The sequence below is a fragment of the Geomesophilobacter sediminis genome, from assembly GCF_016458275.1.
Taxonomy (GTDB): Bacteria; Desulfobacterota; Desulfuromonadia; order Geobacterales; family Geobacteraceae; genus Geomesophilobacter; species Geomesophilobacter sediminis.
On sequence record NZ_JAEMHM010000001.1, the window covers coordinates 408773 to 431358 of the forward strand.

The 22586-nt window shown below is 62.7% G+C and carries 17 protein-coding genes; 15 read left to right on the forward strand and 2 right to left on the reverse strand.

What is annotated here, in order from left to right:
• The first annotated feature begins 230 nt into the window (after nt 1-230).
• Entirely contained in the window at nt 231-668 is a 438-nt protein-coding gene (locus tag JFN93_RS01680) for an EamA family transporter (RefSeq protein ID WP_199382234.1), read from the forward strand.
• 37 nt (nt 669-705) lie between these two features.
• Entirely contained in the window at nt 706-1329 is a 624-nt protein-coding gene (locus JFN93_RS01685; RefSeq protein WP_236021479.1) for a LysE family translocator, read from the forward strand.
• 303 nt (nt 1330-1632) lie between these two features.
• On the opposite strand, the gene ldhH is transcribed toward JFN93_RS01685, so the two are convergent.
• Both ldhH and JFN93_RS01695 read right to left on the reverse strand, forming a co-directional pair.
• Nucleotides 1633-3768, reverse strand: coding sequence for an L-lactate dehydrogenase (quinone) large subunit LdhH (gene ldhH / locus JFN93_RS01690; RefSeq protein ID WP_199382235.1), 2136 nt, complete (start codon nt 3766-3768; stop codon nt 1633-1635).
• Nucleotides 3765-4310 carry a LutC/YkgG family protein gene (locus JFN93_RS01695; protein ID WP_199382236.1) on the reverse strand — a complete coding sequence of 182 codons (546 nt, stop codon included), beginning with the start codon at nt 4308-4310 and terminating at the stop codon, nt 3765-3767. Before JFN93_RS01695 ends, ldhH begins: the two co-directional genes overlap by 4 nt.
• A 454-nt stretch (nt 4311-4764) precedes the next feature.
• Between JFN93_RS01695 and JFN93_RS01700 the strand changes: the two genes are divergently transcribed.
• From JFN93_RS01700 to JFN93_RS01760, 13 genes are all read left to right on the forward strand, one after another.
• On the forward strand, nt 4765-6804 hold the full coding sequence (locus JFN93_RS01700; RefSeq protein ID WP_199382237.1) for an L-lactate permease: 2040 nt from the start codon (nt 4765-4767) through the stop codon (nt 6802-6804).
• A gap of 66 nt (nt 6805-6870) precedes the next feature.
• Entirely contained in the window at nt 6871-8244 is a 1374-nt protein-coding gene (locus JFN93_RS01705) for an FAD-linked oxidase C-terminal domain-containing protein (protein WP_199382238.1), read from the forward strand.
• Nucleotides 8245-8528: 284 nt separating this feature from the next.
• Nucleotides 8529-9776, forward strand: a complete 1248-nt coding sequence (locus tag JFN93_RS01710; RefSeq protein WP_199382239.1) for a (Fe-S)-binding protein — start codon at nt 8529-8531, stop codon at nt 9774-9776.
• A gap of 55 nt (nt 9777-9831) precedes the next feature.
• A complete protein-coding gene (locus tag JFN93_RS01715) occupies nt 9832-10572 on the forward strand; it encodes a FadR/GntR family transcriptional regulator (protein ID WP_199382240.1) in 741 nt (246 codons plus the stop codon).
• 450 nt (nt 10573-11022) lie between these two features.
• The gene (gene aspS, locus JFN93_RS01720; RefSeq protein WP_199382241.1) at nt 11023-12804 is read left to right on the forward strand and encodes an aspartate--tRNA ligase; all 1782 of its coding nucleotides are present in this window, start codon (nt 11023-11025) and stop codon (nt 12802-12804) included.
• 9 nt (nt 12805-12813) lie between these two features.
• Nucleotides 12814-13506, forward strand: coding sequence for a LysM peptidoglycan-binding domain-containing protein (locus tag JFN93_RS01725; protein WP_199382242.1), 693 nt, complete (start codon nt 12814-12816; stop codon nt 13504-13506).
• 753 nt (nt 13507-14259) lie between these two features.
• Nucleotides 14260-16485, forward strand: a complete 2226-nt coding sequence (locus JFN93_RS01730) for an NADP-dependent isocitrate dehydrogenase (protein ID WP_199382243.1) — start codon at nt 14260-14262, stop codon at nt 16483-16485.
• Nucleotides 16486-16535: 50 nt separating this feature from the next.
• The gene (gene mdh, locus JFN93_RS01735; RefSeq protein ID WP_199382244.1) at nt 16536-17489 is read left to right on the forward strand and encodes a malate dehydrogenase; all 954 of its coding nucleotides are present in this window, start codon (nt 16536-16538) and stop codon (nt 17487-17489) included.
• A gap of 180 nt (nt 17490-17669) precedes the next feature.
• On the forward strand, nt 17670-17864 hold the full coding sequence (locus JFN93_RS01740) for a 4Fe-4S binding protein (protein WP_012531327.1): 195 nt from the start codon (nt 17670-17672) through the stop codon (nt 17862-17864).
• Between the two features lie 21 nt (nt 17865-17885).
• Nucleotides 17886-19019 carry a 2-oxoacid:acceptor oxidoreductase subunit alpha gene (locus JFN93_RS01745; RefSeq protein WP_199382245.1) on the forward strand — a complete coding sequence of 378 codons (1134 nt, stop codon included), beginning with the start codon at nt 17886-17888 and terminating at the stop codon, nt 19017-19019.
• 1 nt (nt 19020) lies between these two features.
• Nucleotides 19021-19833, forward strand: a complete 813-nt coding sequence (locus JFN93_RS01750) for a 2-oxoacid:ferredoxin oxidoreductase subunit beta (protein ID WP_199382246.1) — start codon at nt 19021-19023, stop codon at nt 19831-19833.
• Nucleotides 19834-19853: 20 nt separating this feature from the next.
• A complete protein-coding gene (locus JFN93_RS01755) occupies nt 19854-20402 on the forward strand; it encodes a 2-oxoacid:acceptor oxidoreductase family protein (RefSeq protein WP_199382247.1) in 549 nt (182 codons plus the stop codon).
• Between the two features lie 853 nt (nt 20403-21255).
• A complete protein-coding gene (locus JFN93_RS01760; protein WP_199382248.1) occupies nt 21256-22500 on the forward strand; it encodes an HD-GYP domain-containing protein in 1245 nt (414 codons plus the stop codon).
• The last annotated feature ends 86 nt before the right edge of the window (nt 22501-22586 follow it).

Consider the following 22586-nt stretch of genomic DNA (forward strand, 5'->3'; position numbering starts at 1 on the left):
CTTCCTGCCTTCTTTACCCGCGCGTCATCTTGCCGTTGTAATTCTCTAAGAAAAACCGTAATATGCGCCCCGGCTTTCCTCGGAACATCCGGGAAAGCGGTCAACCCGGAGGCGTCGGCGCCATCTCTGTGGGAGCGCCCTTCCACCGGGTTTGGCGTGGGCATTTTTCCCCCAACCCGGTCCCTCCGAAGGAGCGGGTGCTTTCAAGGTTAAAGGAGTTTTCCCGAACAATGGCTCCCTGGTTTTGGTATGCCTTCGCGGCGGCGGTATTCTACGGATTGCACCAGGTTTTCACGAAGTTCGCCGCCGAACGGATCGGAAGCGGCATCGGAGGGTTCGTGGTGGAGGCGACCGCTGCGGCCTGCATTGCCGGCTATCTCCTGTTCCAGCGCACTACCGGACGGGAACTCGGCGCGGTCACTTCGGCCGGGCTCGTCTACTCGGGGATCACCGGCCTGTGCGTCGGAATCGGGACGGTCCTTTTCTTCCTGCTGTTTCAAAAGGGAGGCCCGCTCCAGGCGGTGCCGGTGGTCCTGGCTGCCGGCGCGGCGCTGATGGCCGTGGCAGGCATCGTGGTGTTCAAGGAGCCGGTCCAGTGGCAGCGGCTCCTCGGCGTGGTGCTCTCCCTGGTTTCCCTTTACCTTTTGCATTGGGGTGCCAACGAATGAGCGCGCCGTTGGCGGCTAAGACAAAGGGCCAGTTCGCATGATGGCCTATCTTGGCGCGGGGGTGCTGCTCGGGATATCGGCAGGCTTCTCCCCCGGTCCGCTCTTCGCGTTGGTCCTTTCCCAGACACTGCGCCACGGCATCCGCGAGGGATGCAAGGTGGCGTTCGCCCCCCTGATCACCGACCTTCCGATCATCCTGCTTACCACGCTGCTTCTTACCCGGATCGCACAGTTCAAACCGCTGCTTGGCTTCATCTCGCTGGGGGGAGGGGTGTTCCTGCTGACCATGGCGTACGGCACCTTCCGTTCCGGCGGCGAGTGCGACATCGACACCCAGAGCGCTCCCAAATCCCTGAGCCGGGGGATCCTCACCAACCTGCTGAGCCCGCATCCCTATCTCTTCTGGATTGCCGTCGGTGCGCCCACGATTCTAAAAGGGTGGAGCCTTGCGCCGATGGCAGCGGTTTCCTTCGTGGCGGCATTTTCCGGGTGCCTGATCGGGTCGAAGCTGCTATTGGCGCTGCTGGTGGGGAAGTCGAGGAGATTTTTGGCGGGGACCACCTACCGGTGGGTGATGCGGAGCCTGGGGGCGATGCTGCTGGTCTTCGCGGGGCTGCTGTTTCGGGATGGGATCACTCTGCTGAAAGGACTGGGGGGCTAGTCCGGACAGCGGCAGGTGCTTACATGGAGCGACATTCCTGCCGGGATCATCTCTCGCTATGCAAGGTAGGCCGGCACCCCTGTGGGAGCGCCTTTCCAGGCACGACTAACCGCAATCGAAGTCACCGCCTCCGGCGGTTCGCGCCAAAAATGGCGCTCCTACAGGGTAACCTCTCTCAGCGTCCCTTCTCCTTCCAGGGGGGCGCGCGAGAGCTCGGTTTGCGCCGGACTGGGTGAGGATGGGAGGGGCGCCAATCACGGGCGCAGCATGCTGCGCCCCTACCTTCTGGATCCGCCGAATTTCTTACTCGACCTGCTCCGCCAAAAGCTCGGCGGTGTGCCTTACCTCCACCTTCGACCCTTCGCGGTCAAACCCGCCCCGGATCTGCAGCACACACCCCGGGCAATCCATCGCCACCAGCGGCGCCCCGGTCTCCTTGATGTTGTGCAGCTTGCGCTGGAGGATCGGCGCCGAGATCTCCGGAAGCTTCATCGAATAGGACCCGCCCATCCCGCAGCAGGTATCGCACTCGAACATCTCCGCCACCTGATACCCCGCCTTTTGCAAAAGCTCCCTCGGTTCCTCGGAAACCCGCAGCGTCCGCTTCAGGTGGCAGGAATCATGGTAGGTGATCTTGCCGAGCTCATTTCCTTCCTTGAGGGTGAGCCTCCCCGCGTCGACCAGCCGCTTCACCAGGGTCGAGAAATCGACCGTCTTCTCGGCCAGCACCTTGGCCTTCTCCAGCCATTCGGTCCGTCCCGCCGTTTCCAATGTCTTTCCGAACTCGTGATTGAGCGCCACCGTGCAGGTGGGGCAGGCTGACACCACGTAGGTCGCCTCGTCGGCACGCAGTGCGTCGATGTTGTCGGCAGCATTTTGCGCGGCGACGTCCCAGGCCCCGTTGTAGAGGGCGGGGGCGCCGCAGCAGGTCTGCTCCTGCGGGAAAACCACCTCGATCCCCGCCTTGTTGAGGATCTTGACCAGCGACGCCCCCATCTCCGGGTAGGCGAAATCGATCAGGCACCCTGCATAGAAGACCGCCTTTTCCGGGCAACCCTTGGGCTGCTCGATCCTGGCGAAACGGTCCCGGAACGGCTCGGCCGCGATCGCCGGAAGGCTCCGGGTCTCGGTGAGGTCCGAGAGGAAGAGGGGGAGGTGACGGATGAAGCTCCCCGAAGTGAAGGCCTTCCCGGCGATGGAGGCGGCGCGCAGCATGCCATGGAAGAGCTTGCGGTTGTTCACCACGCCGAAGATCGCTTTTTGCGCGAGCGAGGTCCCCTGTTCCGCCACCAGGCGGCGCCGGATCTCCATGATCATCTCGGGGATGTCGAGCTTGCCCGGGCAGACCTCCTTGCAGTTGCCGCACTGGATGCAGAGCCCCTGGATGTCGTCGGACTTCTTGAGCTCCTCGAACCAGGCGGTGAGGATGGTCCCGATCCCGCCGGTGTAGACGCTGCCGAAGACGTGGCCGCCGACCAGGCGGAAGATCGGGCAGACGTTGAGGCAGGAACCGCAGCGGATGCACTGCAGCGCCTGCTTGAATTTCGGGTCCCGCGCCATCTCGCTGCGCCGGTTGTCCATCAGGATGATGTGGAGCTCCTTCCTGCTCCCGTCGTCGTTTTCGGTAGGGCCGGTGATGATGGAGACGTAGCTGGTGAGCAGCTGGGCGGTGGCGCTGCGGGGGAGGGCGGTCAGCACCGGCACCACGTCCTCGAACTTCTCCACGAACTTCTCGATCCCCACCAGGGCGATGTGGACCTTGGGGAGTGTGGTGACCAGGCGGGCGTTCCCCTCGTTGGTCATAAGCACGATGCTCCCGGTGTCGGCGACCGCGATGTTCCCGCCGGAAATCCCCATCTCGGCTTTGAGGAACTTGGAGCGGAGTTCCTGTCGGGCGACCTCGACCAGGCGCGGGATGTCCGAGGAGAGCCGCTCGTCCACTTCCTTGCTGAAAAGCTCGGCCACCTCCTCCTTGGTCATGTGGATCGCCGGCATCACCATGTGCGAGGGTTTCTGCCCGGCGAGCTGGATGATCCATTCCCCCAGGTCGGTCTCGCCGACCTCGATCCCGTTTGCCTCCAAAAAGGCGTTCAGGTGGATCTCCTCGGTCGCCATCGATTTCGATTTCACCACGCTTTTGACCCCGTTTTCCCGGGCCACCTTGAGGATGTACTCCTTCACCGCGGCCGGATCGCTGGTCCGGAAGACCTTGGCGCCGGCCGCCTCGGCGTTGGCGGTGAAACGCTCCGCCATCTCGTCCAGGTGCGAGGCGGCGTACGCCTTGCGGTCCGCGATGGTCCCGCGCAGCGCCTCGAAGTCCATCCCTTCGTACGCCTTGGCGCGGTTTACCTTGTAGGCCTCCGAGAACTTGCCGAGCGCGCCGGTCAGGTTCGCGTTGTTGACCGCCCTGGTGATCGATTCCTTGAATTCGCGCTTCATGCCGCCACCCCCGTTTCATCGATGCAGAGAATCAGCACCCGTTTGGGGCCGTGCACGCCGATGGTCAGCACCCGCTCGATGTCCGCGGTGCGGCTGGGGCCGGTGATGAAGGCGATGTATCTGCTTTTACGCGGGTCGATCTTCGATAAAAGCGCCAGCTTGTCGGAGAGGATGGTCCCGCTGCGCAGGATGGCGACGTGCAATTCGGTGAGGGAGGAGACGAGCCGCTGTTCCGGCGCGCTCTGGTCCTGGACCAGGGTGCCGGTGTCGGCCAGGGCCCAGTCGACCTCGCTGATACCGATCCGAGCCCCGGCGGCGGCCTCACGGGTGACCGCTCCCGTTATCCCCGGGAGGGAAAGAAGGACCTTTCCCGCTCCGTCGCGCAACGCTCCCGGAGCCCAGACCGCTACCGGCCCGCCGGCTTGGGCCGTCCCCTCGGTCTTCAACAGGGCACGGAGAAATTCCAGCGCCTCCGTCTCCCGGGCAAAACGATGCACCTCGGCGCCCACTCCTTCAGCCTTGGCCTTGAATTGCTCGTACATCTCTCTCTCCTTACTCACGTGTAGTGCGGTGTTGCGTTTGGTTGCTGCAGGTAGCGGGGAAGGCGGTCGGGAGGTTAGCCCGCTGCAGCGTATCTCTGCAAGAGGAAAAAACGTTTTAGTTCTCGATGTGGTGCGGGGGTGCCGTGACAAGGGGCTCGGTAGCGCAGGGGTGGTATTAATTAAGCAAATGATAATACCATCAGACAGCTGTCACATTAGCCAATAAAACGCTGCTCGTAAAGGGTTTTTTGTTGGTGTGACAAAAAAGATTGACACGTTTATGGAAAATTTGGTAATTGGTCTTACCAAAAGTTAAAACGTCGGTTTGACGCCGACGGCCGCGGCAACCGCTGTGCCTCCCAAGACCCGGCACCGGGAAAACGGTGCCCAAAAATACTCCCGACGGGTGGTCCCCGTCTCTCAATATCAAGGTCAAACAAAGAGGAGAAGTGTCATGCCGTGGATTCAAACCTATACCCCCGTTGGGGGGAGCCTGGGCATTTCGGCGCTGGTCGCCGCAATCCCCCTGGTCGTCATTTTTGTCTCCCTCGCCGTGTTGAAGATGAAGGCCCACAAGGCCGGCCCGCTGGCGGTAGCCGTTGCCGTAGCGATTGCCATCCTGATCTGGCAGATGCCGGTCAAGCTCGCCGCCCTCGCCACCTTCCACGGTGCCGCATTCGGCATCTTCCCCGTCTTCTATATCGTCGTAACCACCCTTCTTCTCTACAACATCACCGTGAAGGGAGGACAGTTCGAGATCATCCGTGCCTCCCTCGCCGGCCTTACCGGCGACCGCCGACTCCAGGCCCTGCTGATCGCCTTCTGCTTCGGTGCCTTCATCGAAGGGGCCGCCGGGTTCGGCACCCCGGTCGCCATCGCCGGCGCCACGCTGGTCGGCCTCGGTTTCCGTCCCTTCTATGCCGCGAGCGTCTGCCTCATCGCCAACACCGCGCCGGTCGCCTTCGGCGCCATCGGGATCCCGGTCGTCGCCCTCGCCGGGGTCATGGGGTACAACGACGCCGGTCTCATGAAGCTCTCCACCATGGTCGGCCGCCAGCTTCCCTTCGTCTCCGCCTTCATTCCCTTCTACGTCATCATGATCATGTGCGGCTGGAAGAAGACCATCGAGGTCCTTCCGGCCATCGTCGTCTGCGGCGGTACCTTCGCCCTGTCACAGTGGGCGTGCGCGAGCTTTCTCGGCCCTTACCTGCCGGACATCGTCGCTTCCCTGACGACCCTCGCCGCCCTGGTGATCCTGCTCAAGGTATGGCAACCCAAAACGATCTGGACCTTCGACCACGAGCCCGACATCACCGAGGCCGAAAGCCACGCCTACACCGGCGCTGAAGTCTTCCGCGCCTGGGCTCCCTACCTGGTGCTCACCATCATGGTTCTGGTCTGGGGGATTCCGTCGCTCAAGGATTCTCTGGACAAGAGCAAGATCGTGATTCCGATCGCCGGGCTCGACAATGCCATCGCCAAGAAGGTGCTGAAGCCGGAGGAAGGGATCAAGAAAGCGACTGCCGTCAAAGGCGAGATCGACAAACAGCTGGCACTGCTCCAAAACGCTGCCGATCAGGCGGCGGTGGTCCCCGCCGCTGCGGAAAACGCTGCCACCGGTGGCGCAGTAGCCCACGCCGCCGAACCTGCCAAAGCCCCCGCAGCGACCAAGGACGGAGTGGTGGTCGCCCTCACCGCGCTCAAAGGGTTGGAAGACAAGCTGATCGCCGTCGACCAGGCCCTGACCGACAAGGCCCCGGTCCTCACCTCCGAGCGGCTCGCCGCCTTCGACGCCATCGAGAAAAAGCAGAAGGACGTGCAGAAGCTCGCCAAGGAACTGACCAGCGCGAAGGTGCTCACCAAGGACCAGTTCAAGGCGCTGGATAAGGCGGTTTCGGACCAGCTGCCGGCGAAGGTAGCCGCCAAGTTCACCTTCAACTACCTGTCTGCCGCCGGAACTGCGATCCTGATCGCGGCGATCATCTCCGCACTGATCTGCGGGGTGGGCGTGGGGGAATTTTTCCAGGTCCTGGGCAAAACCCTGTACGATATGCGCTACCCGGCGGTCACCGTCGCCTCGGTGGTCGGTCTCGCCTTCGTCATGAACGCAAGCGGCATGACCACCAGCCTCGGGCTCGCCTTCACCAAGGCGGGAGTTTTCTTCCCGTTCCTCTCTCCCTTCCTCGGGATGCTCGGCGTCTTCCTGACCGGTTCGGACACCTCCAGTAACGTCCTCTTCGGCGGGTTGCAGAAGGTGACCGCGGAGCAGCTCGGGCTGAATCCGCTTTTGACCGGCGCCGCCAATACCAGCGGCGGGGTCATGGGCAAGATGATCTCCCCGCAGTCGATCGCCGTCGCCTGTGCCGCTACCGGGCTGGTCGGCGAGGAGGGGAACCTCTTCCGCTTCACGGTAAAGCACGCCCTGTTCCTCACCACGGTGATGGGGGTGATCATCGCCCTGCAGGCGTATGTATTCCCGGGGATCGTGCCCTAGTGTCTGCTTAGGATCCGACTGATCGGTCCGATCCGACCGATCAGTCGGATCCAATTCGAGGAAATCATGGACAAACAGTTGATCAAATCCCTGGCGCAGGTCGTCGGGGAGCAATACACCCTGGCGGACAGGGAATCGCTCGCCTGCTACGGCTACGACTCCACCCCGGAACTGGAAAGCCGGCCGGGGGTGGTGGTCCTCCCCGGAAACCAGGAGGAAATCGGCAAGGTGCTGGCGCTTTGCCACGGCGCCGGAGTCCGCGTCACCCCCCGCGGCTCGGGGACCAACCTCTCCGGCGGCTCGATCTCCTTTGACGGCGGCGTCATCCTCCAGACCAGCCGGCTGAACCGCATCATCGAGATCGACGAGGAAAATTTGACCGCCACGGTGGAGCCGGGGGTGGTGACCAGCGCCCTGCACCGGGAGGTCGAAGCCAAGGGGCTCTTCTATCCCCCCGACCCGGGGAGCATGAACATCTCCACCATGGGAGGGAACGTCGCCGAGAATTCCGGGGGGCTGCGCGGACTGAAGTACGGCGTCACCGCCGACTACGTGATGGGGCTCAAGACCTTTCTTGCCGACGGGGAGCTTCTGAAGACCGGCGGGAAGGTGGTGAAGGACGTCGCGGGGTACAACCTGAACCAGCTCCTGGTCTCCTCCGAGGGGACCCTGGGGGTGTTCAGCGAAATTACCGTCAAGCTGATCCCCAAGCCGCAATGCAAGAAGACCATGCTGGTGCATTTTCCCCAGCTGGAGCAGGCGGCGCTGACCGTCTCCCAAATCATCGCGGCGCGGATCATCCCGGCTACCCTGGAGTTTTTGGACCGGGTCACCATCAAGTGCGTCGAGGATTACGCCCACGTCGGTCTGCCGCTCGACGTCGATGCGGTGCTTTTGATCGAGGTGGACGGACATCCGGCCGTGGTCGAGGAGGAGGCCGCCGGCATCCGGGCCATCTGCGAGCGCCAGGGGTGTTCCTTCTTCCAGACCGCGGCAACGGCCGATGAGGCGCTCAAACTCGCCACGGCACGGCGCGTCGCCCTCTCCGCCCTGGCCCGGCTGCGGCCGACCACGATCCTGGAGGACGCCACCGTGCCGAGAAGTGCCATCGCGCCCATGGTGAAGCTCATCCAGGAAACCGCCAGGAAATACGATCTCACCATCGGCACGTTCGGCCATGCCGGCGACGGCAACCTGCATCCCACCTGCCTCACCGACGAACGGAACCGCGACGAGATCGAGCGGGCCCATCGCGCCTTCGCGGAGATCTTCGAGGCAACCATCGCCATGGGAGGGACCATCACCGGCGAGCACGGGGTAGGGGTGGCCAAGAAGAAGTACCTCCCCCTTCTGGTCGGCAACGCAGGGCTTCGCGTAATGCGCGGCATCAAAGGGGCGCTCGACCCCAACGGCATCCTTAACCCGGGGAAGATCTTTTAGCGGAGACCTTGGTTTCCTGCCCCTTCTAATTTGCTGTCCCTGGGGATTCACCAGTGCTGATCGCGCCGGGAATGGCGCTCCCACAGGGGGGGTGCTTCCACAATCATAGTCGCTGGCGTGGGGTTCCCTCCCCTTCAAGGTCGCGCGCGACAGCGCGAGCTTGCGACGGACCGGGTGAGGATGGGGTTCAAGACCGAAATCGCGACAGGAATGTCGCTCCTACAGCGGAGGGCAGGGATATCCGGATTCATCTGCCGGTGTCTCAGCTGCCTTCGGAGGCAAGCGTGGAGTTCGTAAAACTGATCAATTGCATGCGCTGCGGGATGTGCCTGCCGCAGTGCCCCACCTATAAAGAGACCTTTCTGGAGACCGCGTCGCCGCGGGGCCGGGTGGCCCTGGTGCGCAAGTTCGAGGAGGGAGAGCTCGAGGTGAGTGAGAAGCTCCTGGAATATCTTTCGCTCTGCCTCGACTGCCAGGCCTGCGCCTCGGCCTGCCCCTGCGGGGTGAACGCCGGCGAGCTGGTGGCGGAGTTCCGCTGCGAGCGGAAATCGGAGCAGGGGCTGGGGACCATGGAGTCGCTGGTTTTGCGCAAGCTCCTGCCGCACCCGGACCGGCTGGAGGCCGCGACCGCGCCGCTGCGCCTCTACCAGGCGAGCGGGCTGCAAAAGACGGTGCGCGCCTTGGGACTGCTCAAGATGTTCCCGTCCTCGCTGCAGCGGATGGAAGGGCTCCTTCCGGCGCTTCCGAAAGCCCCGCTGCGCCAGACCATCGAGGAGGTGACGCCGGCCCGGGGCACGGAAAAAGGGACGGTCGGCTTTTTCCTCGGCTGCGTCATGAGCCTCATCTTCAGCGAGGCGAGCCTCGCCACCGTTGCGCTTTTATCCGCGGTCGGCTACCGGGTGATCACCCCGAAAACCCAGAAGTGCTGCGGCGCCCCGAACATGCTCGGCCACGACATGGACGGGCTCAAGGACGCGGCCCGCTTCAACACCGATCTCTTCAACTCCTTCGAGGTCGACACCGTGGTCACCGACTGCGGCGGGTGCGGCGCGGAACTCAAGAAATACGGACACCATCTGGCCGGCGATCCGGAGGCGGAGCGGTTCAGCTCCAAGATCCGCGACATCTCCCAGATCCTCGCTGCCGAAAGTGAAACGCTGCAGACGATGCTCAAACCGCTCCCGGTCGCCGTCACCTACCATGACGCGTGCCACATCGCCCACTGCCAGGGGATCCGGAGCGAACCCCGGCAGCTGCTCGGCCTCATCCCGCAGCTCGACTACCGCGAGCTTCCGGAGGCCGACGCCTGCTGCGGCTCCGCCGGGACCTACAACATCGAGAAGCCGGAGATGTCGGACCGGGTCCTTTCCCGCAAGGTGGAGAACATCCGCAAGACCGGCGCCCAGTACCTGGTCACCGGCAACCCCGGATGTCTTTTGCAGCTCAAGAAAGCGCTTTCGGAACAGCTCCCCGAGGTGAAGGTGATTCATCTCACCGAACTGCTGCAGATGAGCGTTGACGGCAGGTACTGAAACTATTGAGAAATCTTGTTGCTCTGTGGGCGCGTTATGTAGTATGTCAACGCCTATGAAATTCAAACCGATCAAGCCGAAGAAGGTCTCGACCCAGATCGCCGATCAGGTCCGATCCTCCATCCTGGCAGGTGAATTCAATCCCGGAGAAAAACTCCCCCCCGAACGCGAACTGGCCGAGATGTTCGGCGTTTCCCGTCCCTCGGTGCGCGAGGCGCTCAACATGCTCGCCGCCTCCGGGCTGGTGGAGACCCACCAGGGGGGCGGAACGGTGGTCCTTTCCCTGGTGGAAAACGTCGCCGGCACCGCGCTTTCCGAGCTGATCCGGATCGACGGCGATCGCGCCCTCGACGTGGTCGAAGTGCGCAAGGGGATGGAGTCGTGGACCGCGTGGTACGCGGCGACGCGGGCCCTCCCCGAGGACGTGCGCAAGATCGAAGCGGTCGTGCAGGGGATGGAGGCGAACCTCAACGGGCTGAAGGGCTCCGAGGATCTCGATGCCCACTTCCACATCCTGATCGCCCGGTCCACCCATAACGTGGTCTGGTTCCACATGATGCAGAGCATCTTCGACGCCATGCAGGAGTTCCAGCGCGACGTATGGCGCGCGGTCTACCTGACCGCCGAGGACCAGCAGCTCCTTTTCGAGCACCACCGCCGCATCTTCGAAAAGATCCGCGACAAGGACCCGGAGGGGGCGCGCGACGCCATGCTGGAACACCTCACCTTCGCCCAGAAGCGCTGCAGCGCGTATGTCTCCATGATGGGGGGAAGCTTGGGGCCGGCGGCAAGTTAGCTTCTCATATACCCGTATGCGGGAGCGCCATTCCTGGCGCGAATCACCGACAAATCCCCCCTTTGCGCTGCGAAGGGGGGATTTCTTTTTCCGAGGTGCGAAACGGATGCCGCGTGCCGCGCCTCTACGGGGAGATGGCGGCACCCTTATGGGCGCGACATTCCTGCCGCGATGGCCACGGAGCGAACCTGTGGGAGCGCCGTTCCCGGCGCGATTAACGCGGAACAGGTCAGCCCTTCCCGGCGCGACCCTGTCGGGGAGGGGGCGGCCGGTTTTTCGGTTGATCCCCCTGAACTTTTTCGGTATAACGAATCGTTTCGATATTGGCATGTTTTCAGACTTGCCTGCCCTGCCGGAGATCAAGACCGGCGGCCGAAGTCACGCCATGTCGGGCCTAACGTTGCACCTTGAACGTTGAACTTTGAACGATTTTGATACAGGAGGCAGTAAATGATCGATTTTCTGGGCGATTGGAAACGTAGTGACTACTGCGGCGAGCTGAGGAAGGAACACATCGGGCAGGAGGTCGTGCTGATGGGATGGGTCGCGAAGCGTCGCGACCACGGCGGCCTGATCTTCGTCGACCTCAGGGACCGCGACGGTGTCGCCCAGGTCGTCTTCGACCCGGAGCGCTCCGCCGAAGCCCACGCCAAGGCGGAAACGGCCCGCAACGAATACGTCCTTGCCATCAAGGGGGTCGTTGCCCCCCGTCCGGAAGGAACGGTCAACCCGAAGATGAAGACCGGCGAGGTCGAGGTCAACGTCACCGAGTGCAAGCTCCTCAACCCCTCGAAGGCGCTCCCGTTCACCCTGGACGGCTTCGTCGACGTCAACGAGAACATCCGTCTCAAGTACCGCTACCTCGACCTGCGCACCGGCACGCTGCAGAACAACATCATGCTCCGTTCCCGCGTCGCCCAGGTCACCCGTTCCTACCTGACCGACAACGGTTTCCTGGAGATCGAGACCCCGTTTCTTACCAAGTCGACCCCGGAAGGGGCCCGCGACTTCCTGGTCCCCTCCCGTATCAACAAGGGTGAGTTCTACGCGCTGCCGCAGTCCCCGCAGCTCTTCAAGCAGATCCTGATGGTCTCCGGCTTCGATAAGTACTTCCAGGTGGTGCGCTGCTTCCGCGACGAGGACCTGCGCGCCGACCGCCAGCCGGAATTCACCCAGATCGACTGCGAGATGTCCTTCATCGACCGCGACGACATCATCCGCGTCATGGAAGGGCTCATCGCCCGCATCTTCCAGGAGGCCAAAGGGGTGGAAGTCCAGCTCCCGATCGAGCGGATGACCTACGCCGAGGCGATCCGTCGCTTCGGGGTCGACAACCCGGATCTCCGCTTCGGGCTCGAGCTCGTGGAACTGGGCGACATCGTGAAGGACTCCGGCTTCAAGGTCTTCACCGACGTCCTCAACGCGGGGGGCATCATCAAGGGGATGAACGTCAAAGGGGGCGGCTCCATGTCCCGCAAGGAGATCGACGACCTCACCGAGTTCACCAAGATCTACGGCGCCAAGGGCCTTGCTTATGTGAAGATCACCCCGGACGGCTGGCAGTCCCCGATCGCCAAGTTCTTCACCCCGGAGGAGATCGACGCGATGAACCAGGCTTTCGGTTCCGCCGAGGGCGATCTCCTGCTCTTCGTCGCCGACAAGCCGAAGGTGGTCAACGACTCCCTGGGGCGCCTGAGGAACCACCTCGCCGCCAAGCTCGGCCTCACCAACAAGGACGACTACCGCTTCGTCTGGGTCACCGACTTCCCGCTGCTCGAATGGGACGAGGAAGAAAAGCGCTGGTGCGCCGTGCACCACCCGTTCACCGCGCCGATGGACGAGGACCTCGCCTACGTCGAGAGCGATCCGGGGCGTTGCCGCGCCAAGGCCTACGACCTCGTTTTGAACGGCAACGAGATCGGGGGCGGCTCGATCAGGATCCATCAGGAAGAGGTGCAGTCGCTCATGTTCAAGATGCTCGGCCTCTCCCAGGAGAGCGCTCGGAGCAAGTTCGGCTTCCTGCTCGACGCGCTGGAGTTCGGCACTCCCCCCCACGGCGGGATCGCCTTCGGGATGGACCGGCTCATGATGCTGATCACCGGCAGCGACTCGATCCGCGACGTCATCGCCTTCCCGAAAACCCAGAAGGGGGCCTGCCTGATGTCCGAGGCTCCGTCCCCGGTCGACAACCTGCAGCTGCGCGAGCTCGGCGTCCGCCTGGCCGCAAAGTAAGGTTGTCGCTTGCGGCGCCCGCACCGCGTCATAGCCCTTTTGGTCCTCGCGGGCCTGGTCGGCTGCGCCTCGCAGCCGCCGCGCTACCGAAACCAGGCGATCCTTTCGCTGGAACGGGCCCGCAAGGGGGGCGCGGACACCTTCTTTCCGGCGGAGTTCGCCAGCGCCGCCCAGTCCTACCGGATCGGCGAGGAGCTCTTCAAGGCCAGGGAAGGGGAAGACGCCGAAAGATACTATGACTTGGCCCTGATCAAGGCCGAGTTGCTGGAGAAGAAGGTGGCCGCGGAGCGGGCGCGGCGCAAGGAGGAGGCCCGCCGGGCCGAAGCGGCGCGCCAGGCCGAGGCCGCCCGCCAAGCCGACGAGAAGGCGCGGCGCGAGGCGGCTGCCGAGGAGATGCGCCTCAAGAAAGAAGAAGAGGCCCAGGCGGCCGCAGCCCGAAAGTCCAAGCCGCAGGCGCAGCGCGAACACACCCTGGTTTTCTCCTACACGGTGCGCCGGGGGGAGTCGCTCCCCCTGATCGCCTCCCGGCCCGAAGTATACGGCGACCGAAACCTCTGGCCGCTTTTGTATCGGGCGAACCGGGATCAGATCCGCGACCCGCGGCACATCTGGCCCGGGCAGGTGCTGCGCATCCCGCGCAACCTGGGGAGCGGCGAGATCGCCGAGGCCCGGCGCTACGCGCTGGAGCGGCCGCTTCGATAGATATATTTAAATACAGCAGCTGGACCCCAAGGCCCGTGAACTCCCAAAGAGTAAGCGGGCCTTTTCTTTTGCCGCGATCCAGGGACCGTAGGGAGGGAAAGGGCTCTGGCCCATCTCGCTTGGTATGACCGGTCCCTGGGGGCCCAAGGGGGGGAGCGCCTTTTCCGGCGCGATCCGCCGCAGGCGGTAAAGGGCCGCAGGTAATCGCGCCTGGAAAGGTACTCCACAGGCTCTGCGAAGTACCCTCCCGCAGGGCGCTCCGAGAAAGTACGCGACGGTCGGCACGGAAACGTCGCGCTCTGCGTTGACCGACCGGTCGCATCCCTTCCGCCTCCCTGCCAGCCCCTTCCGATCCTCATCGTCAAACACTGTCATAAAATAGCTGTGTGATTGTAACATGTTGAATAAATTCGCCTTTTGGTACTACTTTTCTCCGGTGGACGATTTGGATTCTGGATAAGCGTACGCCAAGATTTCCCTTGACAGTGAAAAACGTTTTGTATACTGTATACAAAATTCTTGACCCCTGACATAGTACGAATCCAACCCCTTGTAATTCTTGAGTAAAAGGGGGTTTGTGCCATGCCGGGGTCTCGGCGCTTGCGGTCTCGATGAGAGGGCGGCGCCGCATGATGCCTGCTGATGTGCGCGCCGCCGCCTGGATGACTGTCTTAGGTGCCGGCCAGCAACAGACGCAGGCGCGTCTTTCTTCTGGCATCTGGCGATTCTGGCATAAAAACCCAAGGAGGGATCATGGCAACACAAACGAAGATTGTCTGGACCAAGATCGACGAAGCACCGGCACTGGCTACCTATTCGCTGCTCCCGATCGTCAACGCCTTCACCAAGGCGGCTGGCGTCGAAGTGGAGACCCGCGACATTTCTCTGGCCGGCAGGATCATCGCCAACTTCCCGGAGAACCTCAAGCCGGAGCAGAAAATCAACGACGAGCTGGCGTACCTGGGCGAACTGACCCAGAAGCTCGAAGCCAACATCATCAAGCTCCCGAACGTCTCCGCCTCCATCCCGCAGCTCAAGGCCGCCATCGCGGAACTGCAGAGCCAGGGGTACGACATCCCCGACTACCCGGAAGACCCCAAGACCGACGCTGAGAAGGCGCTGCACGCCCGTTTCGCCAAGGTCCTCGGTTCCGCCGTAAACCCGGTGCTGCGTGAAGGTAACTCCGACCGCCGCTCCGCCAAGGCGGTCAAGGAATACGCCAAGAAGCACCCGCACAAGATGGGCGCCTGGAGCTCCGACTCCAAGAGCCACGTCTCCCACATGAACGCGGGCGACTTCTACCACAGCGAAAAGTCCTACACCGTGCCCGAGGCCGGCAAGTACCGGATCGAGTTCGTTGACAAGGCCGGCAAGGTCACCGTCATGAAGGAACTGCCGCTGCAGACCGGCGAGGTCGTGGACGGCTCCTTCATCAGCGCCAAGGCCCTGCGCAAGTTCATCGCCGAGCAGATCGAGGATGCCAAGGCCAAGGACGTCCTCTTCTCGGTGCACCTCAAAGCGACCATGATGAAGATCTCCGACCCGATCATCTTCGGGCACTTCGTCTCCGTCTTCTTCGAGGACGTCTTCAAGAAGCACGCCGACACCTTCAAGGAAATCGGGGTCATCGCCGACCTCGGCCTGGGCGACCTCTACAAGAAGATCGCCACCCTCCCGGCTGCCAAGAAGGCCGAGATCGAGGCCGACATCCAGGCTACCTACGCGAAGCGTCCGCGCCTGGCGATGGTCGACTCCGACAAAGGGATCACCAACCTCCACGCCTCCAACGACATCATCATCGACGCCTCCATGCCGGTCGTGGTCCGCGACTCCGGCAAGATGTGGGGCCCGGACGGCAAGCTCGCCGACGTCAAATGCGTGATCCCCGATACCTGCTACTCCGAGTGGTACCAGGTCTGCATCGACTTCTGCAAGCAAAACGGCCAGTTCGACCCGACCACCATGGGCTCCACCTCCAACGTGGGCCTCATGGCGCAGAAGGCCGAGGAGTACGGCTCCCACGACAAGACCTTCAAGGCTGCCGCCGACGGCACCTTCCGCCTGGTCGATCCTTCCGGCAAGTCGGTTATCGAGCACCAGGTAGAAGATGGTGACATCTGGCGCGGCTGCCAGGCCAAGGATCTGCCGATCCAGGACTGGGTCAAGCTCGCCGTCAACCGTGCCCGCGCCACCGGCGCCCCGGCCATCTTCTGGCTGGACAAAAACCGCGCCCACGACGCGCAGATGATCCTGAAGGTCGAGAAGTACCTCAAGAACCACGACACCAACGGGCTGGACATCCAGATCATGGCTCCCCCCGAGGCGATGCTGTACACCTGCAAGCGCGCCAAGGCGGGCCTGGACACCATCACCGTCACCGGCAACGCCCTCAGGGATTACCTGACCGACCTCTTCCCGATCATGGAGCTCGGCACCTCGGCGAAGATGCTCTCCATCGTCCCGCTGCTTGCGGGCGGCGGCCTCTTCGAGACCGGTGCGGGCGGCTCCGCTCCGAAGCACGTGCAGCAGTTCCAGCAGGAAGGCTACCTCCGTTGGGACTCCCTGGGCGAGTTCCTGGCCCTGGCGGTCTCCCTGGAGCACCTGGCCAGCACCTTCAAAAACGAGAAGGCGGCGCTTCTGGCCGAGACCCTCGACGTCGCCAACACCAAGTTCCTCGATCAGAACAAGAACCCGGCGCGTAAGGTCGGCCAGATCGACAACCGCGGTTCCCACTTCTACCTCGCCATGTACTGGGCCGAGGCGCTTGCCGCCCAGACCAAGGACAAGGAGCTTGCGGCCCGCTTCGGCAAGGTCGCCGAGCAGCTCCAGGCTGCCGAGGAGAAGATCAACGCCGAGCTGATCGGCGCCCAGGGCAAGCCGGTCGACATGGGGGGCTACTACCACCCGAACGATGCCAAGACCGAAGCGGCGATGCGCCCGAGCGCAACCCTGAACGCAATTATCAACGCGATCGCTTAACAACCTGTTGGACCTGGTAGATAACCCAATCTCAATGGAGGAGGAAAAACATGGCACGTAAGAAAATCGCACTTATCGGTGGTGGACAGATCGGCGGCGTCCTGGCTCAGCTTGCAGCACTGCGCGAACTGGGTGACGTGGTCCTTTTCGACATCGTGGAAGGCCTTCCGCAGGGCAAATGCCTTGACATCGCCGAGGCTTCCCCGGTCGACGGCTTCGACGTCTGCCTCAAAGGGACCAACACCTACGAAGACATCGCCGGCTCCGACGTCGTCATCGTCACCGCTGGTCTTCCCCGTAAACCGGGCATGAGCCGCGACGACCTGATCGACGTCAACTCCAAGATCATGACCTCCGTCGCCGAAGGGATCAAGGCCCACGCGCCGAACTCCTTCGTCATCGTCATCTCCAACCCGCTCGACGCGATGGTCACCCTCTGCCAGAAGGTCACCGGCTTCCCGCACAACCGCGTCATCGGCCAGGCCGGCGTCCTCGACTCCGCCCGCTTCAAGGCGTTCATCGCCTGGGAACTCGGCGTTTCCGTGAAAGACGTCAACGCCATGACCCTGGGCGGCCACGGCGACGACATGGTGCCGCTGGTCCGTTACGCCTCCGTCAACGGCATCCCGGTCCTCGAGCTTCTCGAGCGCAAGTACAACGACAAGGCCAAAGCCAAGGAAGTCATGGACGCCATGGTCAAGCGCACCCGCGGTGCGGGCGGTGAAGTCGTCGCCCTGCTCAAAACCGGTTCCGCTTTCTACTCCCCGGCTTCCTCCGCGATCGCCATGGCCGAGTCCATCCTGCGCGACCAGAAGCGCGTGCTCCCGACCTGCGCGTACCTGAACGGCGAGTTCGGCGTGAAGGGCTTCTACGTCGGCGTTCCCTGCGTCCTGGGCGCCGGCGGGGTCGAGCAGATCCTCCAGTTCGAACTCGACGCCGAAGAGCAGGCCATGATGGACAAATCGGTTGCCGCCGTTAAGGAACTGGTTGCCATTCTCAAGTAGTCTCATTTTCTTTGCGCAGTAACTGGGGGCAAGTAGGGGGTCTCCCCTGCTTGCCCCTTTTTTCTGCGGTCAATGCAAGTGACGGGTTTCTCGTTCTTTGTCTTGCATTTTGTATACAGCATGTGCTAAAAGAGTGCATTTGCCAGCCTGAAAGGGCATTTTCTTAAAGGAGCTACGTGGATGGAGAAAAAACTGCCTACAATCGAGATTATCGAGAAGTACTGCAAAGGGTGCCACATCTGTGTGGAGTTCTGCCCGACCAAGGTCCTGGAAATGAAGGGATTCGTGGCGAGCGTGAAGAACCTCGAAGCCTGCATCAAATGCATGCAGTGTGAGCTGAGATGCCCTGATTTCGCTATCAAAGTGACGGCTTAATACAATTAGGAGGTATTGAAAGTGGCTAAGAAAGTTGCATTCCTTCAGGGGAACGAAGCTGCCGCGCAGGGTGCACTCTACGCCGGTTGCAAATTCTTCGGCGGTTATCCGATTACCCCGTCCACCGAGGTGGCTGAGGTGATGTCCGTAGAGCTGCCGAAGGTCGGCGGCAAGTTCATCCAGATGGAGGACGAGATCGGCGCGATGGCTTCGGTCATCGGCGCTTCCCTTACCGGCGCCAAGTCGCTCACCGCGACCTCCGGCCCGGGCCTCTCCCTGAAGCAGGAGCTGATCGGTTACGCCTGCATCGCCGAGACCCCGGTCGTCATCGTCAACGTCATGAGGGGCGGCCCCTCCACCGGCATGCCGACCGGCCCGTCCCAGTCCGACGTCATGTGCGCCAAGTGGGGCACCCACGGCGACCACGCCGCCATCTGCCTCACCCCGGCCTCCGTGCAGGAGCTCTTCGAAGAGACCGTGCGCGCCTTCAATCTCGCCGAGAAATACCGCATGCCGGTCATGGTCATGCCGGACGAGATCGTGGCCCACATGCGTGAGCGGATCGTGTTCCCCGAACCGGGCGAACTGGAAGTCATCGACCGCACCGCACCGAGCGTCCCGCCGGCCGAGTACAAGCCGTACGACACCCGCTTCGGCGACGTGCCGCCGCTGGCCGGTTTCGGCTCCGAGTACCGCTTCCACGTCACCGGCCTGAACAAGGCCGAAGACGGCTTCCCGACCACCAAGGCAACCCTGGTGCAGGCCGAGGAGGAGCGTCAGATCCGCAAGGTCGACGCGAACGTGGACGACATCGTCCAGTTCGAAGAGTACCTCTGCGACGACGCCGAAGTCGCCGTCGTTGCCTTCGGCTCCACCTCCCGTTCCGCCCGCTTCGCCGTCAATGAGGCGCGCAAGCAGGGGATCAAGGCCGGCCTCTTCAGGATCAAGACCTTCTGGCCCTTCCCGGAAAAGCAGATCAAGGCGCTGGGCGCCAAGGTCAAGGGGATCATCACTCCGGAGATGAACCTCGGCATGTGCACCGGCGAAGTCAAGCGGGTCGTTGAAGGCCAGGCTCCGGTCACCGGCATCTTCCGCGTCGACGGGGAGCCGATCAACCCGGGTCAGATCCTCGAAAAGATCAAGGAGGTTAAGTAACATGTCTTTCGATTACGATAAGTACATCCGTCCCGGCAAGCTCCCGCACATCTGGTGCCCGGGCTGCGGTCACGGGATTGTCATGAAAGGCCTGATCCGTGCGATCGACACCCTCGGCCTTGAGAAGAACAACACCGCGATCGTGTCCGGCATCGGCTGCGCTTCGCGCCTTCCGGGCTACCTCGATTTCTGCACCCTGCACACCGCCCACGGCCGCGCTGCTGCGTTTGCCACCGGTGTCAAGATGGCCAAGCCGGAGATGAACGTCATCCTGGTCGGCGGCGACGGCGACGGGACCGCGATCGGCGGCAACCACTTCATCCACGCCTGCCGCAGAAACATCAACATGACCTACATCATCATGAACAACAACATCTACGGGATGACCGGCGGCCAGTTCTCTCCCTGCACCCCGACCGGTGCCAAGGCTTCCACCACCCCGTACGGCAACCCCGATCCGGCCTTTGACGTGGCCAAGCTCGCCATCGGCGCCGGCGCAACCTTCGTCGCCCGCGGCACCGCCTACCACGCCACCCAGATCGACAAGCTGATCGCCGAGGCGATCCAGCACAAAGGGTTCTCCGTCGTCGAGATCCTGGACGACTGCCCGACCACCTACGGTCGCCGCAACAAGTACAAGTCCGTCATCGAGATGATGAACCGCCTCAAGGACGTCGCCGTTCCGGTGAAGGCTGCCGAGAAGATGACCCCGGAGCAGCTCGAGGGCAAGATCATCACCGGCGTCCTCTACAAAGAGGAGAAGCCGGAGTACACCACCGAGTACGCGAAGGTCATCGAGCGCGCCCAAAAGTAACGATAAAGGAGAAGATCAGTATGTCTCAGAGATATGAAATCAGATTTTCCGGGGCAGGCGGGCAGGGTCTGATCCTTGCGGGCGTCATCATGGCGGAAGCCGCCTCGATCTACGACGGCAAGCAGGCCGTCCAGTCCCAGAGCTACGGCCCGGAGGCTCGCGGCGGCGCTTCGAAGTCCGAGGTGGTCATCTCCGACGCCATGATCGACTACCCGAAAGCGACCGTGGTCGACGCGCTCCTTGCGCTGACCCAGGAAGCGGCCGACAAGTACTCCCACGACCTCAAAGAAGGCGGGGTGCTCCTCATCGACTCCGACCTGGTCAAAAAGGTACCGGCTGGCAACTTCAAGACCGTTGCCTTCCCGATCATCAACACCGCCAAGAACGAAGTCGGTCGTGAGATCGTCGCCAACATCGTCGCCCTGGGCGCGATGGTGGCACTGACCAACGTTGTGACCAAGGAAAGCGCCGAAAAAGCCGTTCTGGCCCGCGTTCCGGAGGCCTTCATCGAGCTGAACAAGAAGGCGTTCCAGATGGGCTTTGACAAGGCGGTCGCCGCCAAGGCCTAGAAGGTCAACCAACTGCAGCACGGAAAAAGCCCGGCGCCCACGCGCCGGGCTTTTTTTATGTCGTGCGCTCCTTTCGCCTCGATGATTCCGTGGATTCCCTACCGCGCCAGGAAAGTTCCCACCGCCGAGGGGCAATCTCGGCCGGCGCCGGGATTGTTTCGGCCGCCCCGAGGATAGTTTCGGCCGATGCCGCCGAAGTTTCGGCCGATGGAGCCGAAGTTTCGGCCGATGCAGCCGAAGTTTCGGCCGGTGCGGGCGAAGTTTCGGCCGGTGCGGGGGACGTTTCGGCCGGTGCGGGGACGGTTGGGAATGAGGTGGGAAAGTCTGCGAAAAAGCCTGGAAAACGAGGGAAAAGGTGCTCGGCCTATCGGTTGGGTGCTCGCGAAGAAACGGCTGTCCCTACCCCATTAGCCTCGCGAGGGTACCCTTTCCCGGCGGCGTTGTCCCGGCAGTATTTCGGAGGCCGCTCACCGACCGAGCCGAAGTCGTGGATTGCCGCTGGGTGACCGCAACGATTCCGGTAGGTTTCCCGTTCGATATTTGCACCGGCAGTGCTGTCCCTTCATCTGCCGTAACTATCTTTTTCGCTTTCCAAGTTACGCATACCGGTACGAAACCTGCCACGCTCCCTTTCTGCCCCGCGGTTTCCCTTCGATTTCTTCCCGGTTGCGCCCGCCGTACCGGCCTACCCAGTTCAATAACGGAAGCCGACGCCTAAAGTCTCCCCCTATTCCATCATTGACCCTCCACGGCAGGCCGACAAAGGCGGAGGGTATTCGTTGACCTTCCCTCCCGATACGCTATAACTTAGGGCCTGAGCTTTTAATGTGAACGATCGGCAGGAGCCCTTTATATGTTCGACGATCTTTGTCAGATGGCGCTGCGGCAGACCCTGGAACTGGTCTCGCTTACCGACGAGAAGCTGCGCGGTCTGACCCGGCGCAAGCTTTCCCGGGAGGAAACCTACCGCGAGGTCTTGGGCAAGGTACTCGGGGGGAAAGGGCGGCGGGGCCCCTCAGGGATCTTCATCGCCACCGAGGGGCCTGAGTGTACCTGCTGCAACGGCAGGGTCTTCCACTTGAGGGAGCACGAACTGATCGAGAGCAGCGACGAGATCAGCATCGATCCCGGTTCCAGCTACGCCTTGGGACTTTTGAGCGTGGAGGGCTCCGGCGACGCGGTCGCGGTGAACTGGATGGATATCTGCAACTCCGTCGACGACTTCCAGGTCCTCTTCCATCCCCAGGTGACCGACGCGATGGAGGAACCGATCCTCAACTTCGTAAGCAGCCGGATCAGCGGTGAGACCACCGGCGTGCTGGTCGCCTTCAACTATCCCGGCCGGGTGACCGAGTATGACGCCGACGTCCTGAAAAGCGCGGCCACCGTGATGGGCTCGCTTCTGACCGTCTCCCAGGAGATGCAGGAGACCGAGCAGGCCTTCCACTATACCGTCTCGGCGCTGGCGCGGGCCTGCGAGGCGGCGGAGGAGGATACCGGCAAGCACATCGTCCGGGTGAACCGCTACGCTGGGGCGCTCGCCGCCAACATGGGGTTCAACACATCCTTCGTGGAAGACATGGCCTTTTTCGCCCAGATGCATGACGTGGGCAAAATCCGGGTCCCGGTGGAAATCCTGCTCAAGGAGGGGCCGCTGGATGACCGCGAACTGCAGATCATGCGGCAGCATCCCGCCTACGGCGAGGAGATCATCGGCAAGGCGCCGCGGCTCATGATTGCCCGGGAAATCGCCATCGCTCACCACGAGAACTGGGACGGCAGCGGCTACCCCAAACGGCTCAAGGGGGAGCGGATCCCCATCCCGGGACGGATCGTGAAAGTGGCCGACGTCTACGACGCTTTGCGGTCGCGGCGCAGCTACAAAGTGCCGCTCAGCCACCAGGAGGCGCTGCAGGTTTTTCGGGAGGGGGACGAGCGGATCAACCCGGCGGCCCACTTCGATCCCGCCGTCCTGGCGACCTTCTTCAAGATCGAAAAGATGTTCGAGTCGATCTACGAAAGCTCGATCCTGAAGCTCGGCCTGAACCGGAGAATGGAAAACCGGAAGCCGCCGGGAAGGGAGCGCCGGAAAGGATGAGAGGGGCTCTTTTTTCGGCAGGCCTTGGGGGACCTGACCGGTGCAGCTGGATTCACCCGTGGGAGCGCCATTCCTGGCGCGAATTG

What these genes read in the sequence shown, in the direction of transcription:
- JFN93_RS01680 (WP_199382234.1), top strand. Translation starts at nt 231, where the DNA reads ATGGCTCCCTGGTTTTGGTATGCCTTCGCGGCGGCGGTATTCTACGGA.
- JFN93_RS01685 (WP_236021479.1), top strand. Translation starts at nt 706, where the DNA reads ATGATGGCCTATCTTGGCGCGGGGGTGCTGCTCGGGATATCGGCAGGC.
- ldhH (WP_199382235.1), bottom strand. Translation starts at nt 3,768, where the DNA reads ATGAAGCGCGAATTCAAGGAATCGATCACCAGGGCGGTCAACAACGCG.
- JFN93_RS01695 (WP_199382236.1), bottom strand. Translation starts at nt 4,310, where the DNA reads ATGTACGAGCAATTCAAGGCCAAGGCTGAAGGAGTGGGCGCCGAGGTG.
- JFN93_RS01700 (WP_199382237.1), top strand. Translation starts at nt 4,765, where the DNA reads ATGCCGTGGATTCAAACCTATACCCCCGTTGGGGGGAGCCTGGGCATT.
- JFN93_RS01705 (WP_199382238.1), top strand. Translation starts at nt 6,871, where the DNA reads ATGGACAAACAGTTGATCAAATCCCTGGCGCAGGTCGTCGGGGAGCAA.
- JFN93_RS01715 (WP_199382240.1), top strand. Translation starts at nt 9,832, where the DNA reads ATGAAATTCAAACCGATCAAGCCGAAGAAGGTCTCGACCCAGATCGCC.
- aspS (WP_199382241.1), top strand. Translation starts at nt 11,023, where the DNA reads ATGATCGATTTTCTGGGCGATTGGAAACGTAGTGACTACTGCGGCGAG.
- JFN93_RS01730 (WP_199382243.1), top strand. Translation starts at nt 14,260, where the DNA reads ATGGCAACACAAACGAAGATTGTCTGGACCAAGATCGACGAAGCACCG.
- mdh (WP_199382244.1), top strand. Translation starts at nt 16,536, where the DNA reads ATGGCACGTAAGAAAATCGCACTTATCGGTGGTGGACAGATCGGCGGC.
- JFN93_RS01740 (WP_012531327.1), top strand. Translation starts at nt 17,670, where the DNA reads ATGGAGAAAAAACTGCCTACAATCGAGATTATCGAGAAGTACTGCAAA.
- JFN93_RS01750 (WP_199382246.1), top strand. Translation starts at nt 19,021, where the DNA reads ATGTCTTTCGATTACGATAAGTACATCCGTCCCGGCAAGCTCCCGCAC.
- JFN93_RS01755 (WP_199382247.1), top strand. Translation starts at nt 19,854, where the DNA reads ATGTCTCAGAGATATGAAATCAGATTTTCCGGGGCAGGCGGGCAGGGT.
- JFN93_RS01760 (WP_199382248.1), top strand. Translation starts at nt 21,256, where the DNA reads ATGTTCGACGATCTTTGTCAGATGGCGCTGCGGCAGACCCTGGAACTG.